The organism is Halovulum marinum (genome assembly GCF_009697225.1).
GTDB classification, from domain to species: Bacteria; Pseudomonadota; Alphaproteobacteria; order Rhodobacterales; family Rhodobacteraceae; genus Halovulum; species Halovulum marinum.
In genome coordinates this window covers 1-2,216 of the sequence record NZ_WIND01000054.1, presented here as the reverse complement: position 1 = coordinate 2,216, position 2,216 = coordinate 1, and the positions used below count along the sequence as shown (strand labels likewise).

General features: G+C 69.0%; 1 pseudogene. It reads right to left on the bottom strand.

Annotation, left to right across the window (positions count from 1 at the left end):
* Nucleotides 1-77: 77 nt before the first annotated feature.
* A pseudogene (locus tag GE300_RS21910) lies at nt 78-2,216 on the bottom strand (baseplate multidomain protein megatron); the annotation flags it as partial.

The following is a 2,216-nucleotide window of genomic DNA, read 5'->3' as shown; positions in this document are numbered from 1 at the left end:
CCCGCTCTACGCGGAGCAAACCTCAACCCACGGAGCCGTCGCCTGAGAAAATGTGCGAAAGATTCTGGACACTACCCCGTCTCCTGGCCGCGCGTCAGTTCCAGCACGTCGCCCTCGCGGGGTGCCACCAGATCGTCGGGCTCCAGGGTCGCGACGGAGGCCCGGCCGCGCATGACGAAGCGGATCACGCCCTCAGTCTCGACCGCGTCGAAGCCGAAATGTCGCGACAGCGTGGTGATCGAGGCGCGCGGGCTTTCGAGCGCCGTGATGGCGTAGCCCTCGACCGCGCCCCAGAGGCCGCTGACATCGATGCGATCCTCGGGGAGCCCCGCCCGCTGGCAGAGATTGCGGACCAGCGCAGCGAGCGACACCGCCCCGAGCCGTCCGGTCAGCCAGTGGCCGAGCCGCCAGTTCGCGCCATCGGTCCAGACATCGGTCAGCGCCGGGAAGAACGGGTACGGCCGCGCGTCCCAGGTCCAGGCCGCGCATTCGGGGACGTGCACCATCCGGCCGCCGTAGACCGAGGACAGCGGGTTGTTCGCGGCGTCGCCCCACCAGAGATACGTCGCCTCCAGGTAGGCGCGCTGGATGGCGTCATCCCGCCAGCCCCGCGAGAAATGCGGCGTGAAGCTCTCGGACGATTTCGGATCGAAGAAGACGTTCGGCTGGTTGGTGCCCCGGTCGATGGCGGGACAGCCCAGTTCGGTGAACCAGATCGGCTTCGACTGCGGCGTCCATGCCGTCGCCGTCCCGCTCTCCACGCCACCGGGGCGGTTGTAGTGCGGGTTCGACCACCAGGCGCGCAGATCCTTGTAGCGGAAGACCCACGGCTTGCTGGCGGCGCCGTCGGTGATGGGGGTCCGCACTTGTGCAGTGCGATCCGCCGCGCTGGCATAGAACCAGTCGAAGCCTTCGCCGCCCGCGATGTTCCCCTGCAGGTAGGCCCGGTCGTAGATCGCGGGCCAGCCCTCGGCCGCGTCGGCATGCTCGAACCCGTCCCGCCAGTCCGACAGCGGCATGTAGTTGTCGATGCCGACGAAATCGATCTCCGGATCGGCCCAGAGCGGGTCGAGATGGAAGTACACGTCGCCCGAGCCGTCGCCCGGCTGGTGCCCGAAGTATTCCGACCAGTCAGCCACGTATCCGATCTTGGTCCCGGACCCGAGGATCGAGCGCACATCAGCGAGCAGATCCCGGTAGGCCTGCACGGCCGGATAGGTGCTGGCGCCCGACCGGATCGTCGTCAGTCCCGGCATCTCGGTGCCGATCAGGAAGGCGTCGACACCGCCCGCCGCCGCGCAGAGATGGGCATAGTGCAGCACCATGCGCCGCAGGCCCCAGTCGCCGGGCGTGCCTGTCCAGCTGACGCTCCCGCCCGAGACGATGAAGCTCGCGGGCGTGGCTGCGCCGAACAGCGCGGCGACCTGGCTTGCGGCCGTAGCCGTCTTGTCCACGGTCCCTGCAAACCCCGCTGCAGGCGAGCAGGTGATCCGCCCCCGCCAGGGGAACGCGGGCTGACCCGCCTCCACGGCGTTATCGGAATACGGGTTCGGCAGGCTGTTGCCGGGCGGCACATCCATCAGGATGAAGGGATAGAAGGTCACGCGCAGCCCGCGCGCCTTCATCTCCTGGATCGCCTGCACCACGGCGAAGTCGGACGGCGTGCCGCCATAGACCGGGCGATCCTGGTCGTCGCGGCTGACGAGGAAGGCATTGGCGTGGCTGACGCCGTTGACCGACCAGCTGGCAGGCGTGGTCGACTTGACCGACACCTCGACGCCCGGCCGCACCTTGCAGGATCCTGCGCGCAGGTCGTCGCCGAACCAGGCCACGACGAGGCTGACGCTTTCGACCGCCGGGGCCATGGCCTGCAGCCGGTCGAGCGCCTCCACCATGTCGGTGGAGGCGGCCAGAGCGTTCAGGTTCTCGGGCACCGTCGCGCCGCCATCGGTCTTCCGGATCGCCTGCGTGGCGTAGGTGAACTCGCCCGAGGCGGGGATCATGGTGACGGCCTGCGTCAGTCCCTCGGCGGTGTCGGGATCGGCGAGCGGCCGGAAGACCTCGAAGGAGAGTTGCGGCAGGCGGTTGCCATAGGTCGAGAGCGCCAGCTCCTCGAAGACCACATAGGCGGTGCCGCGATCCACGACTGCGCGCCCGAGGCGTAGAGCTTGGTCAGCTGGAAAGCGGTCGTCGTGCCGTCGCCGGTGCCGATCGCC